This is a genomic window from Actinokineospora sp. UTMC 2448, from assembly GCF_024760565.1.
Classification (GTDB): domain Bacteria; phylum Actinomycetota; class Actinomycetes; order Mycobacteriales; family Pseudonocardiaceae; genus Actinokineospora; species Actinokineospora fastidiosa.
Window position 1 is genome coordinate 3,815,374 of sequence record NZ_CP031087.1, and the last position, 15,716, is coordinate 3,831,089.

At 73.7% G+C, this 15,716-nt stretch carries 14 protein-coding genes; 4 read left to right on the forward strand and 10 right to left on the reverse strand.

Annotation, left to right across the window (positions count from 1 at the left end):
- Positions 1-14: 14 nt before the first annotated feature.
- The 5 genes from Actkin_RS17285 to eccD form a co-directional block, all read right to left on the reverse strand.
- Positions 15-398: a hypothetical protein gene (locus tag Actkin_RS17285; RefSeq protein ID WP_189210570.1), complete on the reverse strand. Its 384-nt coding sequence runs from the start codon at positions 396-398 to the stop codon at positions 15-17.
- A 70-nt stretch (positions 399-468) separates the two neighbouring features.
- Positions 469-759 carry a hypothetical protein gene (locus tag Actkin_RS17290; RefSeq protein WP_258903405.1) on the reverse strand — a complete coding sequence of 97 codons (291 nt, stop codon included), beginning with the start codon at positions 757-759 and terminating at the stop codon, positions 469-471.
- Positions 760-790: 31 nt separating this feature from the next.
- Positions 791-1,081, reverse strand: coding sequence for a hypothetical protein (locus Actkin_RS17295; protein ID WP_258903406.1), 291 nt, complete (start codon positions 1,079-1,081; stop codon positions 791-793).
- Positions 1,082-1,105: 24 nt separating this feature from the next.
- Complete coding sequence (eccB, locus tag Actkin_RS17300; protein WP_258903407.1) at positions 1,106-2,416, reverse strand: type VII secretion protein EccB; 1,311 nt, start codon at positions 2,414-2,416, stop codon at positions 1,106-1,108.
- Between the two features lie 49 nt (positions 2,417-2,465).
- Positions 2,466-3,863: a type VII secretion integral membrane protein EccD gene (gene eccD / locus Actkin_RS17305; RefSeq protein WP_258903408.1), complete on the reverse strand. Its 1,398-nt coding sequence runs from the start codon at positions 3,861-3,863 to the stop codon at positions 2,466-2,468.
- A gap of 103 nt (positions 3,864-3,966) precedes the next feature.
- Between eccD and eccCa the strand changes: the two genes are divergently transcribed.
- The 4 genes from eccCa (at position 3,967) to Actkin_RS17325 (ending at position 10,796) form a co-directional block, all read left to right on the forward strand.
- Positions 3,967-7,899, forward strand: coding sequence for a type VII secretion protein EccCa (gene eccCa / locus Actkin_RS17310; RefSeq protein ID WP_258903409.1), 3,933 nt, complete (start codon positions 3,967-3,969; stop codon positions 7,897-7,899).
- On the forward strand, positions 7,896-9,539 hold the full coding sequence (locus Actkin_RS32625; RefSeq protein ID WP_309569067.1) for a S8 family serine peptidase: 1,644 nt from the start codon (positions 7,896-7,898) through the stop codon (positions 9,537-9,539). Before eccCa ends, Actkin_RS32625 begins: the two co-directional genes overlap by 4 nt.
- A 159-nt stretch (positions 9,540-9,698) precedes the next feature.
- On the forward strand, positions 9,699-10,199 hold the full coding sequence (locus tag Actkin_RS17320; RefSeq protein ID WP_189210577.1) for a sigma-70 family RNA polymerase sigma factor: 501 nt from the start codon (positions 9,699-9,701) through the stop codon (positions 10,197-10,199).
- 60 nt (positions 10,200-10,259) lie between these two features.
- Complete coding sequence (locus Actkin_RS17325; RefSeq protein ID WP_258903410.1) at positions 10,260-10,796, forward strand: TetR/AcrR family transcriptional regulator; 537 nt, start codon at positions 10,260-10,262, stop codon at positions 10,794-10,796.
- Between the two features lie 4 nt (positions 10,797-10,800).
- Here Actkin_RS17325 and Actkin_RS17330 read toward each other — a convergent pair whose 3' ends face one another.
- The 5 genes from Actkin_RS17330 to Actkin_RS17350 all read right to left on the reverse strand — a co-directional run bounded on the left by Actkin_RS17330 (position 10,801) and on the right by Actkin_RS17350 (position 15,682).
- Complete coding sequence (locus Actkin_RS17330) at positions 10,801-11,703, reverse strand: ABC transporter permease subunit (protein WP_258903411.1); 903 nt, start codon at positions 11,701-11,703, stop codon at positions 10,801-10,803.
- Between the two features lie 467 nt (positions 11,704-12,170).
- Positions 12,171-13,124: an ABC transporter ATP-binding protein gene (locus tag Actkin_RS17335; protein WP_189210579.1), complete on the reverse strand. Its 954-nt coding sequence runs from the start codon at positions 13,122-13,124 to the stop codon at positions 12,171-12,173.
- Positions 13,121-14,176: a hypothetical protein gene (locus tag Actkin_RS17340; protein WP_258903412.1), complete on the reverse strand. Its 1,056-nt coding sequence runs from the start codon at positions 14,174-14,176 to the stop codon at positions 13,121-13,123. Before Actkin_RS17340 ends, Actkin_RS17335 begins: the two co-directional genes overlap by 4 nt.
- Positions 14,160-14,762 (reverse strand): sigma-70 family RNA polymerase sigma factor, encoded by a 603-nt coding sequence (locus Actkin_RS17345; protein ID WP_258903413.1) that lies wholly within the window; start codon positions 14,760-14,762, stop codon positions 14,160-14,162. The genes Actkin_RS17340 and Actkin_RS17345 overlap by 17 nt, the downstream gene beginning before the upstream one ends.
- A gap of 86 nt (positions 14,763-14,848) precedes the next feature.
- Positions 14,849-15,682, reverse strand: coding sequence for an AfsA-related hotdog domain-containing protein (locus Actkin_RS17350; RefSeq protein ID WP_258903414.1), 834 nt, complete (start codon positions 15,680-15,682; stop codon positions 14,849-14,851).
- Positions 15,683-15,716 lie beyond the last annotated feature (34 nt).

Genomic DNA, 15,716 nt, shown 5'->3' on the forward strand with positions numbered 1-15,716 from the left:
TGGTGTCGCCGGGGTCAGGCGGCGGGCGGCTTCCCGCCCAGGCCGCCGCCGACGTTGAAGTCGGGGTACTGCGCGACGAAGTCGGCGATGTCGTAGGTCGCCAGGTCGTCGGTCTCCTTGAAGATCTCCTTCGCGATCTCCAGCGCGTTGGCGAAGGTCACGATGGACTTGCGCAGCAGCTCGTTCTGCTGCTCCACCGAGCCGCCGAACTCGGTTCCCTTGCTCACCAGCCTGCTCGCGGGCCCCCACGGCTGCTTGCCCGGCTGCAGGATGATGTCGCCGTCGAGCACAAGCGCCGGGGTGGTCGTCGATTCGAGCAGCAGGCCGTTCTCCAGCTCGTTCATCGCCTTCACCAGCCGGTTGTACTTCTCCTCATCGAAGGTGATCTTGTCTGCCATCAGGGTTCCTCCTTGCGGTCGCGCGGGAAGGCGGTCGTGGGTCCACACCGGACCCACGACCGCCGATGGGTCAGGAAAGCATGATCTGCGCGCCGGTGCGGTCGCCGTCGCGGAAGATCTCGTGCACGTTGATCGACGAGAGCGTGTTGGCGTTCAGCTTCTGCTGCATCTCGCCGTAGATCCGGTTCCAGTTCGTCTGGGCCTCCAGCCAGATCGGCGTGGCCTGGCCGCGCGCGGCCTCCGGGATGTTCTTGAGCGCGGTGTTGAGGTTCTCGATGATGTCGCCGAACGAGCGCACGTGGCCGAGCAGCTGCTCGTTGACGCCCAGGTAGCCGTCGTGGTCGATGTCGAACGCGGTCATGAGACTGTCCTTTCTAGACTGTCAGGTCGAGTCAGACGCCGGTCGCGCCCTCGGCCTGGTTGTCGACGCTGCGGTTGGTCTTGAGCAGGTCCCTCGCCTTCTCGTTGAGCATCATGAGCTGGGCGACGACCCGGTTGAAGTCGGTGTTCCAGTCGGCCAGCGCGGCCGAGAGGCGCTGCCCCGACCGGGAGGCGTTGACCGTGGGCAGCAGCTGGGCGATGGCGGACACCCGCCCGTTGACCGTGTTCATCTGGTCCTGCGCCGCGCCGGTCGCGGTGATGATCTGCGCGAGGGCCGCGTCGTCGTAGCCGTACTTGGCCATGGGTTTCTCCTCCTGGGTGGTGGGTCAGCCGATGCGGTCGAGCACCGGTCCGGTCGGGAGCAGGGCGAGCAGGTCGGCGGGGACGAGCCGGGCGGTGTCGATGGGCAGGCCGAGCGCGGCTGCGGCCTCGGCGCTCGCCACGGGGAACTTCGCGCCGGACTCGGTCACCAGGTAGGCGCCCGCGCCGGGCACCCCGGGGGCGGGGCGGGTCCTGGCGAGCAGCCCGGCGCCGGGGGCGACCGCGATCCGGTCGGCGACCCGGCCGTCCCGGACGAGCCCGGCGGACGGGGCCTCGGCGGCGGGCGGCGGCGCGGAGACGAGTGCGGCGGTGTCGTCGGACCAGAGCACGCAGGGCGCTCGGTCGTCGACGCGCAGCGGCACGGGCGGCTCGGGCGGCAGCTCCGCCTGCCACACGGGCGCGGGCAGGACGGTCTGCTGGGCCAGTTGCGCCGGGGTGATCCGCAGGTCGGGCGGCCCGCCCCGGTCGGGGTCGGCCCGCAGCAGCGCGGCCACGGTGGCGGTCACCGGCACCAGCCCCTCCGCCCGCACGACGTACCGGCCGCCGCCGACCGCGTCCGGCACGCTGACGAGCTGCCCGACCGTGGTCGGCAGGCCAGCGACCAGTGGCCCCGGTCCGCCGCTGGGCAGCGGCGGCGGGCCAAGGTCGGGGCCGGAGGGCAGCGCGTTGAGCCAGGCCGGGTCGACCGGGACCGCGGTGGCCGGGTCGAGCCCGATGGCGCGCGGCGCCCACGGCGCGGTGACCCGCAGCCGCCGGTCCCGCCACGCCAGGTAGAGCTCGTCGCCCGCGGTCACCAGCAGCGCCTCGCCCTCCGGCGCGGTGACGACGCCCGGGGTCGCGCCGATGGTCAGCGTGACCTCGGGGTCCGAGCACACCAGCCACGGCTGGGGCGCCGACGGCGCGGGCACCGAGTCCGGCGCGCCCAGGATCCCGATGGGGGACCCGTGCGGCGTGCCCGCCAGCGCGTCGGAGCCGACTTGGGCGACCTTGAGGTCACCGCCGATCAGCAGTCGGGCGGAGGCGTAGTTGAGCACCGGGCGCAACCGGCCGTCGATCAGCAGGTACCGGTTGCCCGTGCCCTCGTCGACGACGAGCGTGCCCGGCTTGCGCCAGTCGTCCCCGCCGCGCCCGGTGAGCAGCGCCACCACCAGCACCCCGGCGGCGACCAGCGCCGCGACGGCGATCCCGCCCGCGACCCCGACCGTGGTCCGCCGCAGCGGCCGGTCCGGCGCGTCGGGGTCGGCGCGCAGCAGCGCCGCGATGAGCCTGCCGACCAGGAACGAGTGCGCCTGGACCTGTTCGCGCCTGCTGTACATGTCGGTTCCTCCCTTCCGGATGGGACACGGCCGCCGGGTGCCCCCGGGTTCACACCAGCGCGGCGATCAGCCCGTAGACGTCGGCGAGCGCGAGCACGAGCGGCACGATCGCGAGCGCGCAGATCCAGTGCAGGACGTCGCCCCAGCGGCCCCACCGGGGCACGAGCCTGCGGCCGGGCAGCGCGACCGCGGCCGCCAGCCCGCAACCGACCAGCAGCACCAGTCCGATGAGGACACCCACGACACCGGCGTCGGGCAGCGTCGCGGCCCACCCGACCAGCACCGCGACGAGCCCGACGGCGGCCGGGACGAGCGCGGTGACCCGGTGCCAGACGCCCGCCAGCTCCCGCGCCTGCAACAGCAACAGCACAGCGGACGCCGACACGAAGGCCACCGCCTCCCACCGCGACGCCGAAGCGACCACCGGCAACGCGCCCGCGCACACCGCGCCGAACACCGCGAGGAACGCGGTGAGATGCGCGTTCGCCACGGCGGCGCGGTCGAGCACCGCGCGGCTGGGAAGGGGGTCCAACCCCTCCTGGAACTCCGCGGCGCTCGTGGGCACCGGTTCCACGGCCAGCCCGGCGAGCCACATCGCCAACTGCGGCGCGAGCCTGGTCAGCGGCAGCGCCACGGCGACGACGACGGCGGCGGTCGTCGGCGCGTCGAGCCCGGTCAGCACACCGAGTGTCGCGCCAACGGCCACCACCGCGCCGCCGCTGGCCACCGCGAGGAAGGCTGGCCCGGCGGTCCCGAGCAGGGCCCGGGCGGCGGCCGCGACCAGCGCGGCGCCCGCACCCGCCGCCAGCACGCCCGGCCCGGTGAACCAGGCCCCGCCGCCTGCCACCGCCAGGCCCGCGACCGCGGCGCCCGTGGCGGCCACCGCGGCGAGCGCGACGGCGGCGGTCCGGTCGTCGAGCACCCGGGACGCCATCACGGCCACCGCGAGCAGCACGGCCGCGACCGCGCCTGCGGCGAGCGCCGCGAACATGCCGGGTCCGGAGAACACCGGGAGCAGCACCGCGAGCAGTCCGCACACCACGGCGGTCGCGACACAGACCGTCCTGGTGAGCGCCGGGCGCCAAGCGTCTTCACGTGTGGACAGTCCGGAGTAGACGCCGTCGACGATGTCGTCGAAGTCGACCGGCGGGAGCTGGTCGTCGCGGGGTCGCAGGTACAGCACGTCGCCGTCGTAGAGGCCCGCGGCCGCGGTGCCGTCGTCCTCGTCCAGCGGCGGCTCGCCGAGGCGCTGGAGCACCCAGCCGCCGTGGGCCATGCCGCTGGTGGCGAGCGCGGGGTCGAGGTGGCCGAGCACGGTCGGCAGCAGATCGGAGAGGGGCACGTGCGCCGGGACGGCCAACTCCACCCGGGAGGCCGGACCGCAGATGGTCAGCCTGCACATCTCCCCGGAGCCGGTGGTCGCCGCGGTCGAGGTCGTCCTTGCCATGCCGCCTACACGTCCGTCCCGCCCGGGAGGGTTCAGCGTGAACGCGTCGGCAGGTCGCGTCCGTGTAGTGCGCGTCAGGACGATGACGGAAGGGCCTACCGCGATGACCACGACGTTGTTCCGCAGGCAGGGCCGCGAACAGCCGCCGGAGATGCCCTCCGGCGACCTGCCCCTCCAGGAGCCGCCGACCCTGCCCGAGACCACCGGCGGCGGCCTGGGCTCCACGCTGGTGATGCTGCCGATGACGATCGGCGGCGCGGTCGTGATGCTGATGTTCATCGGCCCGAGGAACCCGGCGTTGGGCCTCGGCATGGCCGCGATGATGGGCGTGATGGCCGTCGTCATGGTGTTCAGCCAGCTGGGTCGCGGCGGCGCGGAGCGGCGGCAGCGGATGCGCGGCGAGCGCCGCGACTACCTGCGCTACCTCGGACAGGTGCGGTCGCAGGTCCGCGATGTCGCCGCCCGGCAGCGCACCGCGCTGGCGTGGCACCACCCTGACCCGGCGGGGCTGTGGTCGGTCGCGATGACCGGGCGGCTGTGGGAGCGGCGCGCCGCCCACGCCGACTTCGCCGAGGTGCGGGTCGGCCTCGGCACCCAGCGCCTGGCCGTGACGCTGACCCCGCCGGGGACCAAGCCGGTCGCCGACCTCGAACCGCTCTCGGCGCGGGCGCTGCGGCGGTTCATCAACGCCTACACCACCGTCGCCAACCAGCCGACCGCCTTGTTCCTGCGCGGTTTCGCCCAGGTCCGGCTCCAGGGCGACGCCGACGCGGCGCGCGGCCTGGCCCGGGCGGTCCTGGCCCAGCTCGTCACCTTCCACTCCCCCGAGGACCTGCGCGTCGTGGTGTGCGCGCATCCCGACCGCGTGGGGCTGTGGGACTGGGTCAAGTGGCTGCCGCACGCGCAGCACCCCGTCGACCAGGACGCCGCCGGTCAGGTCCGGCTCGTCGCCGACGGCACGGCCGCGCTGACCGACCTGCTCGACGCCGAACTCGGCGAGCGGGCCCGGTTCGAGGCGGGCGCCGCGCCCGGGCGGGAGGAGCCCTACGTCGTGGTCGTCCTCGACGGGGTGGACGTGCCCGCCGAGTCCCGGCTGGCGGGCGCGGGGTACCGCAACGCCGTCGTGCTGGACGTCTCCGGCGCGCTCGACGACGTGCCCGGCCGCTCCGCGCTGCGCCTGGACGTCTCCCCCACGCAGGTGCGGATGGTGCGCCACGACCGCACCGGCCAGGAGGTCCGCACGGCGCTGTGCGCGCCGGATCTGCTGTCGCTGGCCAAGGCCACGACGCTGGCGCGGATCATCTCGCCGTACCGGCTGGGCGGGGCGACCGAGGTGGCCGACTCGATGGTGGCCGACTTCGACCTTCCCCGGCTGCTCGGCGTCACCGACCTCGACGAGTGGGACCCCAGGACGCTCTGGCGCACCGGGCTGAACCAGGAGCGGCTGCGCATCCCGCTGGGCATCGCCGAGGACGGCTCGACCGTCGAGCTGGACATCAAGGAGTCCGCGCAGGGCGGCATGGGGCCGCACGGCCTGCTGATCGGCGCCACCGGCTCCGGCAAGAGCGAGCTGCTGCGCACCCTCGTGCTCGGCATGGCGATGACGCACTCCTCCGAGGTGCTCAACTTCGTCCTGGTGGACTTCAAGGGCGGCGCGACCTTCCTCGGCCTCGACCGGCTGCCGCACACCTCCGCGGTGATCACCAATCTCGCCGACGAGGCGCCGCTGGTGACCCGGATGCGCGACGCGCTCCACGGGGAGATGGTGCGCAGGCAGGAGCTGCTGCGCGCGAGCGGCAACCACAGCTCGCTGCTGGACTACGAGAAGGCCCGGCTCGCGGGCGCCCCGCTCGACCCGCTGCCCACGCTGTTCGTCATCGTCGACGAGTTCAGCGAGCTGCTGGCGGCCAACCCGGACTTCGCCGAGCTGTTCGTGATGATCGGCAGGCTCGGCCGCTCGCTGGGCGTGCACCTGCTGCTCGCCAGCCAGCGCGTCGACGACGGGCGCATGCACAAGCTGGAGAGCCACCTGTCCTACCGCATCGGCCTGCGCACGTTCTCGGCGATGGAGAGCCGGTCGGTCATCGGCGTCCCCGACGCCTACCAGCTGCCGAGCGCGCCGGGCAACGGCTACCTGCGCAGCGATGTCGCCACGCTGGTGCGGTTCAAGGCCGCCTACGTCTCCGGTCTCCACCACCGCCGCACCCGGGAACAGCGGCAGGAGGAGGTCCGCAGGCAGGTGGTCCCGTTCGGGCTCGCCCGCTCGGCCTCCCCCGCCGAACCCGAGCCGGACCAGCCCGTCCCGGCCGACGAGACGACCGAGTCGGTGCTGGAGGTCGCGGTCGGCAGGCTCGTCGGGCACGGCCCGCCCGCGCACCAGGTGTGGCTGCCGCCGCTGACCGCGCCGCCGTCGCTCGACCAGCTCCTCCCCCCGCTCGAACCCGACCCGGAGCTGGGCCTGACCGCGGGCCGCGGGCGGCTCACCGTGCCCGTCGGCGTGGTGGACAAGCCGTTCGACCAGATGCGCGACCTGCACCGCGTCGACCTGTCCGCGGGCGGCGGCCACGTCGGGGTCGCGGGCGGGCCGCAGTCGGGCAAGAGCACGCTGCTGCGCACGCTGATCACCGGTCTCGCGCTCACCCACACCCCGGCCGAGGTGCAGTTCTACTGCCTGGACTTCGGCGGCGGCACGCTGGCGGCGCTGGCGGGCCTCCCGCACGTCGGCGGCGTGTGCGGGCGGATGCAGGGCGAGCAGGTGGCGCGCACGATCGCCGAGGTGCAGACGCTGCTCGCCGACCGCGAGCGGTTCTTCGCCGAGCACGGTGTGGAGACCATGGGCGAGTACCGCGCCCGCCGGGCCGCTGGCGAGTTCGCCGACGCCGAGCACGGCGACGTGTTCCTCGTCGTCGACGGGTGGGGCGTGCTGCGGGCCGACTTCGAGCAGCACGACGTGGCCATCCGCCAGCTCGCCCAGCGCGGGCTGTCCTACGGCGTGCACCTGGTCCTCACCGCGAACCGGTGGTCGGACATCCACAGCATGCTGCGCGACCAGCTCGGCACGCGGCTGGAGCTGCGGCTGGGCGACGCCATCGACTCGGTGATCGACATGCGCGGGGCCGCGCAGGTGCCCGCCGTGCCCGGGCGCGGGCTGACCCCGGACAAGCTGCACTTCCTGGCCGCCGTGCCGCGCATCGATGGGCGGTCGACGGTCGACGGGCTGGCCGAGGCGACCCGGGAGCTCGTCGCCGCCGTCCAGGAGACGTGGACCGGGCCGCGCGCGCCCGAGGTGCGGATGCTGCCCTCGGTGCTGCCTGCGGCCGAGCTGCCCGCCCCCGAGCCCGGCCCGCGCGTCGCGCTCGGCGTGGGTGAGCTCGACCTGCTGCCCGTCTGGCACGACTTCGCCACCCGCCCGCACCTGACCGTGCTGGGCGACAGCCGCAGCGGCAAGACCGCGGCGCTGCGGCTGATCACCGAGGCCGTCACCGAGGTGTATGGGCCGGATGAGGCGCAGCTGCTGGTCATCGATCCCCGGCGGTCGCTGATGGACTCGGTGCCGGACGCCTACCGGCGCGGGCTGGCGGTGTCCGCCGCGAGCGCGGCCGAGCTGATCGGCACGCTCGCCGCCGAACTGCGCCACCGCGTGCCGGGCGCGGACATCTCCCCGAGCAGGCTCCGCGACCGCGACTGGTGGGACGGGCCGGAGGTGTTCGTCGTCGTCGACGACTACGACCTGCTCATCGGGTCGCTCGGCGGCCCGCTCGACCCGCTGGTCGAGCTGATCCCGCAGGCCGCCGACATCGGCCTGCACGTCGTGCTCTCCCGCGCCGCGGCAGGCTCCGCGCGCACGGGGATGGACGCGGTGGTGCGCAGGCTCCAGGAGTCGAACACGCCGGAGCTGACGCTGTCGATGCCGCCGAACGAGCTGCCCCTGCTCAACGGCTCCCGAGGCAGGCAACTACCCCCGGGCCGCGCCGCCCTCGTCACCCGACGGGACGCGGTGGGGCTGCAGATCGGCTGGACGGAGGAGCCGTCATGAGGACCGCGCTGGTGGTCGCCTTCCTGGCGCTGTGGCTGGCGCCGCCGAAGGCGTCGGCACTCACCGACTGCGCCCCTGCGGCACACGACCCCGCCCCGCACCGCTCATGGGCCCAGGACCGCCTGTCCCCCGAGCGCGCCTGGCCCCTGACCACCGGGGGTGGGGTGGTGGCGGTGATCAGCACCGGGGTCAGCGCCACCGCCCCCGCCCTCGCAGGCGCGGTCCTCCCGGGCACAGACCTGGCGGGCGGTCGCGGCGACCAGGACTGCTCGGGCCACGGCACATTCCTCGCGGGTTTGGTGGCCGCCCGACCGACCGATCCCACCGACCACCCGGAGTCGGCGGAGACGGCCGAACCGGCATCGCACTCCGGCGCCACCGACCACTCTGGACCGACCACCGATACCGACCCGACCACGCAGCCCGAACCAACCGCCACCTCGGCGGCCAACTCCGAACCGACCGCCCACGCCGAGCCAGCCGCCTTTCCCGGACCAGCCGCCAACCCCGACCCGTCCGCGCGCTCCGAACCCGCCACGCACTCCGGACCGGGCACGCACTCCGGAGCCGCCGACCTCCCATCGGCCGCGCTCTCCACGCTGACCGCGCACTCCAAACCAATCGCACTCTCCGAATCGGTCGCGCATTCCGGAACCGTCGACCACATCGAATCGACCACACCCTTCGGACCCGTCGTGCACTCCCGAGCAGCCGACGACACCGAACCGGCCAACTATTTCCAAGCAGCTGTCCACACGGGACCGGTTGTCCGTGCACGGCCAGCGGGCGCGGGCGGAAAGCCGGGCGTCGTCCATGCCGCCCGCTCCAATCCCGTAGCGGCGGTGCGGCTCGCCTTCGCCGCCTTGAACGTCCGGGCTGTGATGGCGGAGTCCAGTGCCCGCGTCGGCACCAGTCCCGGGGCTGGGGTGGCGCCGGGGGTGCGGATATTGCCGGTGCGGGTGGCCGACGAGCCCGGTGAGGTCTCGCCGGAGCGGTTGGCGGCGGGGATTGTGGCGGCGGTTGAGGGTGGGGCGTCGGTGATCGCGGTGGGGGTGGTGGCTACGCGGGACTCGGCGGGGTTGCGGGCGGCGGTGGAGTTGGCCAGGCAGCGGGATGTGCTGGTCGTGGCGTCAGCCCGGGTGCGGGAGGACGGAGAGGTCGCGTTTCCCGCGGCCCTGCCCGGGGTGCTCTCGGTGGCGCCGATCGGGCCGGACGGGCCCGTGGCGGGTGTGCGGCTCGGGGCGCGGCCGGACCTGGCGGCGCCCGCCGTGGACCTGATCGGCATCGCGCCGTCGGGGGCGGGGCACCGGGTCGCGTCGGGCGCGGAGTTGGCGGTCGGGCCGGTGGCGGGGGCCGCGGCGCTCGTCCGGGACTACCACCGCGACCTGACCGCGCCGCAGGTGGCGGCCCGCCTGGTGGCCACGGCGGACCGGCCGGTCGCGGGGGTCGGGGTCGTCGACCCGGTCGCGGCCGTCACCACGATCCTCACGGACGCGACACCGCCCCCGCTGGCCGAGGAGCGCCTGACCATCCCGAAACCCGCTGAACCGGACACCGGCCCGCTCCACCGGGCGCTGTGGTTCGCGGCGGTGGCCGTCGTGGTGGCCGTCCCGCTCGCGGCCGTCCGACGGCGGGAATGACCATCGGGGGGGTGGGGATTCCCCCACCCCCTCCGGCGGGTTTGCCGCCGGAATCCGGCGGGTCGGGCCCCCGGCGCCGGAGGGAAAGCTCCAGCGACCGCGCGGCCGCCAACCGAGACGCTTGTGGTGTCGGAAACCCGTGCGGACAAAGGAAAAACGATGGTCACGATCGAAGGACTCATCCAGGCCCACGGCCCCGCCCTGCTCGCGCACGCCGTCCGCCTCACCGGCGGCGACCGGCACGCCGCGGAGGACGTCGCCCAGGAGACGTGGCTGCGCGCGTGGCGGCACGCCGACCGGCTGACCGAGGACCGCGGCTCGGTCCGCGCCTGGCTGCTGCGGGTCGCCCACAACATCGCCGTCGACCAGCACCGCGCCCGCCGCGCCCGCCCCACCGAGGTGCCCCTGCCGGACGGCGACCTAACCCGCGCCGCCACCGCCCCGAGCCCCAGCGAGGAGGTCGAGAACCGCATCATGGTCGACGCCGCCCTCGACACCCTCTCCCCGCCCCACCGCACCACCCTCGTCGAGGTCTTCTACGCCGACCGCACCGCCGCCGCGGCCGCCACCACCCTCGGCGTCCCCACCGGCACGGTCAAAAGCCGCGTCCACAACGCCCTCCGCACCCTGCGCGACCTCCCCGCCCTGCAAGCGGCGTGACGCCAGCCGCCCATACATCCGTCTATGACGCGCGTATAAGTCCTGCGGTAGGTTGGCCCGATGGGACATCGCGAGGATCTTCTGGCAGGCGCCAAGCGGTGCCTCATCGAGAAGGGCTACGCGCGGACGACGGCGCGGGACATCGTTGCGGCGTCCGGGGCGAATCTCGCTTCCATCGGGTACCACTACGGGTCGAAGGAAGCCTTGCTCAACGCGGCGCTCGTTCAGGTGAACGCCGAATGGGGTGCCGCGGTCGGCGAGGTGGTGGCGGCGTCAAAGGACTTCGAGGACGCGTGGACGCGGGTGACGGAGCTGTTCGCCGCGCAGCGGGAGTTGTTGGTGGTGAGCTTCGAGGCCCTCGCCCAGGCCGAGCACACCCCCGAGATCCGCGCGGCCCTGGCGAGCGGCCTGGACGAAGCCCGCGCCTGCATGGCCAAGGCGTTCCTCGACAACACAACCGACGACACGCACCGCGCGGTCGGCTCGTTCTGCCTGGCCCTCCTGACCGGCGTGATGGCCCAGTGGCTCATCGACCCGGCGACCGCCCCCACCGCCAAGGACCTCACCCTCGCGATCCGCACCATCGCCACCCGCTGACCTCTCACAGGTCCTTGCGCTGGAAGGAAATCGCGGCCAACCCCCACACCATCGCCGTCCACACCGCCGCCCAGACGAGGTAGGTGGCGGTCAGCGGGGCCTGGCTCAGGAACGGGAACCCCTCCATCGCCGCCCCGAACTCGGCGAACCCGGCCGGGTCCTGGAACGCGTGCATGGCCCCCCGCCACAACCCGTCGGTAGGAAGCAACATCCGCGAGATCGTGCCGACCCGAGCAACCCCCTCATTCCCCAACGCGTCCCCGATTCCACCCACCACCCCCGCGATCCACGTGGCCCCGAACAACCCGACAGCGACCACCCCGGACGCCATCGGCGAGATGGCCGTGGACAGCAACAGCCCCAGGGTCAGCAGGACCGTCGTCTGCCCCGCCAACAAGGCCAACGCCACCACAGGCTGCGGCGGCCAATAATCCACCGTGACCAGAACGACCAGACACTGGGCAAGCCCCGCCACCACGACAAACCCGGTCCCGAACACCACCAACCCAAGCCACTTCCCCAACAGCAGCGTCGACCGCCGAATAGGCCGAGCCAACACCGCCAACACAATCCCCGACTCAGTCTCCCCCGACAACGTGGGCCCGGTAAGAAACGCCGTCCCCAACGCGGCGATGAGGCTCATGCCGAACATCACCAGATTGAGCAACTGAGAAGCCACCAGCCGCGCCTGCCCACTGGTCATCGTCCCGAACTCGGACTCCCCAGCCAGTCGGGAGAATCCCCAAGCACTCAAGGCCAACAGGGCAACAGTAAGCCCCGCCAACGCCCACAAAACCCGCCGCCGAGAAGCCTCACGCAACGTAAGACCGGCAACAGTCACCACAGTCCCCACAACCAGCCACCTCCCTAAAGAACGCATCAACCCGGCGAACAACAACAACAACACCCGCCCACCCACAAAAGCAGGGCTTGCCTGCCATCCCGTCGACCTGGCGCAGCCTTACCACACCCAGGGTGGGGGCGCGGCCCCAAGACAAAACAGGAACTTGCCAGGCCAGGGCCCCCAGGGCCCTGGCCAGCGAAAACGCAAGCTCCGCGCCCCCACCCTGGGTGTGGTAACCCTCCGGGAGGTCGACGGGATGGCAGGCAAGCCCGACCCCATCCCGGAGACCTGCCCGTCCGGCGAGGACGCTTGTGACCAAGAGCAACGCCGGGAACCGGCGAGCCGACCCCACCGGAAACCGGCGAGCCGACCCCAGCAAGAACCGCCGAACCGACCCGCCAAGAACCCGGCGAGCCCACCCCAGCGGAAACTGGCGAACCAACCCGCCAGAAACCCGGCGAGCCCACCCCACCAGGAACCGGCGAACCCACCGCCGTCACCGAACACCCCCGCACCCGCCAGCCCACCGATCACCCCCCGTCCTGTCCAGCCCGCAAGATCCCCAACAACCGCTCCTCCAAACTGATCCGCGCAGGCTCCACCGCATGCACCCGCACCCCCACCGCCGCCAGATCCCGGACCAGGTCAGGCACCAGCTCCCCGTCATCCACCCCAGGCAACCCCACCGTGAACCACTCCCCTTCCCGCGACACAACCCCGACCGCCGCCAACCGGGCCTCCGCCTCCGCCCCCACCGAGGTCAGTCGCAGCCGCAACTCCCGCTGCCCCAACAACTCCGCGAGCGTCCCCGAAGCAGCCACCCGACCGTGATCAAGAATGACCACGCGATCGCACACCCGCTCCACCTCGCCGATCAGATGCGAGTTCAACAGAACCGCAACCCCGTCCGACCGCAACGACAGCACGATGTCGCGGACATCCGCCCGACCGAGCGGGTCGAGCGCGCTCGTCGGCTCATCCAGGATCACCAGCGCAGGCCGAGCCACCAAGGCGACCGCCAGGCCCAGCCGCTGCTGCATCCCCTTCGAGAACCCGCCCACCCGGTCCCGCGCCCGCTCCCCCAACCCCACCAGGTCCAGGCATGACCGCTGCTCCGCCGAGGACACCGCCGCCCCCGCCAGCCGCACATGGAGCGCAAGCACCTCAGCAGCGGTCAGCCAAGGCTGATACCGGAACAACTCCGGCAGATAGCCCACGGCCGCCCGCGCCGCCGGGTCGGTGGCGGGCCGACCCAGCAGCATCGCCTCGCCCGCGTCCGGCTGGACGAGACCGAGCAGCATCTTGATCACCGTCGTCTTGCCAGCGCCGTTCGGCCCGAGCAGGCCGACGACCTCGCCGCGCCCCACCTCCAGGGACACGTCGTCGACGGCCTGCCGCCTGCGGTACCGCTTGCGCAGCCCCGAGCACCAGACGGCGGGCGCGGGCGGCAGGGTGGCGATCTGCCGCGCGAGCTCGGCGGTCATCGCAGGCTCTCGGCGACCGACAGCACCTCGTCGGAGTCCAGCGCGCCCGCCACCGCGGTCACCACGCCGTTGTCCACCCACAGCACGACAGCCATGGCGCGGTCCCGGGTCGCCAGAACCGTGGCGGGGACGCCGTTGACCTCCGCCGACGCGGTCGTCACGTAGTCGGCGGGCACCGGGAGCGGCAAGGTGGAGCCGTCCGCGGCGAACGCGCGCAGCTGCGCCGCGACGTCGGCGGGCAGGCCGGGCAGCGACAGCAGGTAGTCGCGCACCGTCTCGAAGGGCACGCCCCGGGAGAACGCCGTCGGCGCGACCGCCCGGCCGACCACGAGGGACGGCACGCCCGCGGGCTGCGCCCACACCGCGGCCACGCCGGGCCCGGCGACCAACTGCACCTGGCTGCCGTCCAGCCCCGGCGGCGGGGGCGGCGCCGCGCCGCCCGCGGCCTCGGCGGCGCGCTCGGCGGAGAACGTGAAGGTCAGGTTGACCTTGCCGCCCACCTGGTACGTCGGCTCCCCGGCGACCCCGCGCGGCAGGGAGGTCACCTCGGGCACGTCCAGCCCGGTCTCCGCCGCGGCGGCCGCGGCGTCCGGGACCTCGTGGACGTCGCCGTCGCGGGTCACCTCGACCTCGCCGTACGCGCTCAGGTCCGGCAGGGCCATGACGTCGGCGGTGCTGAAGCCGACGGGGGCGACCTGCTCGGTCCGGAAGATCTGCAGCCAGTCGTTGGCGGCCGCCGTCCCAGCGCCCGCCAGGACGACGGCGGCGGCGACGGCCGCGACCACGGGTCGGCGCAGCAGCGAGCGCCCCCGGCCGGTCCTCGGCGTCGCGGCGCGGCCGGGCGAGGCGGTCGACAGGCGCGCCCAGGCGGCGTCGGTGTCCGGGGCGGTGTCCATCGCCAGCGCGGCCTCGACCAGGTCGGCGTCCTCGCGCATCGCCACCAGACCGGCGAGGCACTGCTGACAGGAGCCCACGTGCTGGCGGTCCGCGTCGGACACCCCGGCGGGCTCATCGAGCAGCCTGCGCAGCACGCCTTCATTCGGGTGTCGCATGACGGTTCAACTCCTTGCGCAGAGCGGATTCGGCGCGCCGCACGGTCGTGCCGACGCTGCCGGGGGACATGTCGAGTGCCGTGGCCACCTCGGCGTAGCTCAGGCCGCTGTGCCGCAGCACGAGGGTCAGCGCCTGCTTGCGGGGCAGCCGGGCAAGCGCGACGCGGACCCGGCGGCGCTCGTCGCGGCTCACCACCGCGTCGGCGACGTCGGACACCACCGTGTGCTCGGCCGCGGCGACGGTCTCCTCGCGGGAGGCCCGGCGGCGTTTGGCCCGGAGCAGGTTCAGCGCGGTGTGCGCGGCGGCGACCGAGAGCCAGCCGCGGACCTCCCCCTCGGGCACGGTCGTGCGGCCGAGGGCGAGGAACACCTCCTGCGCGACGTCCTCGGCCTGATCGCGCGAGCCGAGCACGCGGGCGGCGACGCTCACCACCCGCCGGTACTCCCGGCGGAAGATCACGTCGAGGTCGGCGCGCACGCGCCCCTCTGCCGCCACGCGCCGCTCCCTCCCGTCCCGCGCCACCGGCGCGCCGGGGGCCGCCAGGACGGCCGCGGGCGCCGCTCGGCCGTGCTGAACCAGGTCCATACCCGTAGAGCACCGCCGACCCCAAGAATGTGACATCCGGATCGCCAGCGCTCGGCTTGACCGTGCCGCGGGCGTGTTGTCCCAGGTCAGGCCGAACGCGCCTCGCCGCGCATCCGCCGGTACGCCGCCGGGCTCGCGGCGAAGCAGTCGAGGCCGATCCGGCCGAGCGCGGCGCCGTCGGAGGTCGTGACGGTGAACTCCACGCGCGAGCGCCCGCGCGGCGGACGCGTGCGCGACCAGCGCAGGTGCACGCCGCCGGGCACGCCGACGACGAGATCGGCCTCCAGTCCGAGCAGGACGAGACGGGTGTCCTCCGGGCGGCGGAACTCGGTGTGGCAGAGCATGGTGGCGAACTGGCGGGCGGCGTCGAGCAGCGCTTCCGGCCGGGCGGGCGCGTCCGGCGCGACGCCGAGCCGGTGTCCGGGGGCGGGCTCGCGGAAGGCGACGACCCGGCCGTCCCCGGTGTCGGCCATGCCGGTGACCAGCACGTTCTCCAGGTCGCAGCGGTGGACCAGGACGGGGTCGGCTGGCAGGCGGCGCAGGCTCGGCGGCGCGGGCCGGACGGTGTGCAGCGGCAGTGCGGTGCGGTTCAGCTCGCCGGAGCACACCACCTCACCGTCCTGTTCGGCCAGCAGGGCCGTTCCGCTGTGGACGAGCGCCACGTCGGCGTTCGGCTCGCAAAAGGACGGGAACTCCATCCGCAGGGCGAGCCGGGCCGGGTCGTCGTCGGGGCGGGTGAGCCTGGCCAGGTCGAAGAGGGCGCAGACCAGGGCCATGACCGGCACGTGGTCGAGCGGGTGGTCGTAGAAGTACGGGTCGTACTCGGACAGGGCGAGTTCGGCGGTCGTCGCGGTGTCCGTCCGCTGTGGACTCCGGAGTAACGGCGCGGTGGATTCCAGTTCCTGGGGAAGGGCTGTCACGGTCCTCACCTTTAAGATCGAAGTCAGGCGATCC

Excerpts from the sequence above, each read along its gene's own strand:
- Actkin_RS17285 (WP_189210570.1), bottom strand. The coding sequence starts at position 398 with ATGGCAGACAAGATCACCTTCGATGAGGAGAAGTACAACCGGCTGGTG.
- Actkin_RS17290 (WP_258903405.1), bottom strand. The coding sequence starts at position 759 with ATGACCGCGTTCGACATCGACCACGACGGCTACCTGGGCGTCAACGAG.
- Actkin_RS17295 (WP_258903406.1), bottom strand. The coding sequence starts at position 1,081 with ATGGCCAAGTACGGCTACGACGACGCGGCCCTCGCGCAGATCATCACC.
- eccB (WP_258903407.1), bottom strand. The coding sequence starts at position 2,416 with ATGTACAGCAGGCGCGAACAGGTCCAGGCGCACTCGTTCCTGGTCGGC.
- eccD (WP_258903408.1), bottom strand. The coding sequence starts at position 3,863 with ATGGCAAGGACGACCTCGACCGCGGCGACCACCGGCTCCGGGGAGATG.
- eccCa (WP_258903409.1), top strand. The coding sequence starts at position 3,967 with ATGACCACGACGTTGTTCCGCAGGCAGGGCCGCGAACAGCCGCCGGAG.
- Actkin_RS32625 (WP_309569067.1), top strand. The coding sequence starts at position 7,896 with ATGAGGACCGCGCTGGTGGTCGCCTTCCTGGCGCTGTGGCTGGCGCCG.
- Actkin_RS17320 (WP_189210577.1), top strand. The coding sequence starts at position 9,699 with ATGGTCACGATCGAAGGACTCATCCAGGCCCACGGCCCCGCCCTGCTC.
- Actkin_RS17325 (WP_258903410.1), top strand. The coding sequence starts at position 10,260 with ATGGGACATCGCGAGGATCTTCTGGCAGGCGCCAAGCGGTGCCTCATC.
- Actkin_RS17335 (WP_189210579.1), bottom strand. The coding sequence starts at position 13,124 with ATGACCGCCGAGCTCGCGCGGCAGATCGCCACCCTGCCGCCCGCGCCC.
- Actkin_RS17340 (WP_258903412.1), bottom strand. The coding sequence starts at position 14,176 with ATGCGACACCCGAATGAAGGCGTGCTGCGCAGGCTGCTCGATGAGCCC.
- Actkin_RS17345 (WP_258903413.1), bottom strand. The coding sequence starts at position 14,762 with ATGGACCTGGTTCAGCACGGCCGAGCGGCGCCCGCGGCCGTCCTGGCG.